1 protein-coding gene is annotated in these 728 nt (G+C 36.0%); it reads left to right on the top strand.

Annotated features, from left to right (window positions below):
• Positions 1-251: 251 nt before the first annotated feature.
• Positions 252-728: DUF1016 N-terminal domain-containing protein (locus JWG45_RS15625; protein WP_232380714.1), on the top strand; the 477-nt coding region annotated here is incomplete at its 3' end.

Here is a 728-nt window from a genome sequence, read left to right as displayed (position 1 = left end):
TTGTGAATATATCTAAAACAAATATTCACAAATTGAATCTTTTTAAATTAAAATCTGAAAAATTGTGATCGGCGGTGCGATCGTTCAAACATTATTTTTCTTTTCCACTAAATGCGCGCTAAACATTAACTCTATCTTTGTGAAACCAATATGAGAAAGTTCGCATATCAGGAACTTCTCATCTCCTTGAAAATTGATCTTTAAATATTGAACAGTTCTGTCGATATGGGAACAAAGGATATCTTTTTACTTTGAGATCAAAAACAGCAAACTCCTTAGCCGAAGAAATTTCCTTAATTTTTACGGCCCTCAAAGAGAACACGTATAAAGGCGGTAATCGTTTTCGATTAGAAGCTCATTTGAAAATCGGATCTTTACTGAGCCGCGAATTTAGTTCGGATGTTCTGGATACGAAGAGCAAACAAAAGATGAAAGATATTTCGGACAAGATATCAAGACAACTGGATGAAGGGTTTTCCAGAAGAACTCTCTACTATGCGCTTAAATTTTATCAGAGCTATCGAAACAAAAACCTTGATTATCGTCTTGGCTGGAGTCACTACCGAATATTAGCATCCATATCCAATTTAACACTGAGAAATAAATTAGAGAAAGAAGCCGCAGAAGAAAATTGGAGTCGCGAGGTATTAGAAAGGAAAGCGCGAGAAAGCGGCTATTACGGCGGAATTAAAAAAAACCGTTGGAACCGTCCTGATGGAGATATCTAT

The organism is Leptospira ainlahdjerensis, assembly GCF_016919175.1.
GTDB classification, from domain to species: domain Bacteria; phylum Spirochaetota; class Leptospiria; order Leptospirales; family Leptospiraceae; genus Leptospira; species Leptospira ainlahdjerensis.
The sequence above is the reverse complement of the archived record's forward strand: the minus strand, read 5'-3'. Positions and strand labels throughout refer to the sequence as shown.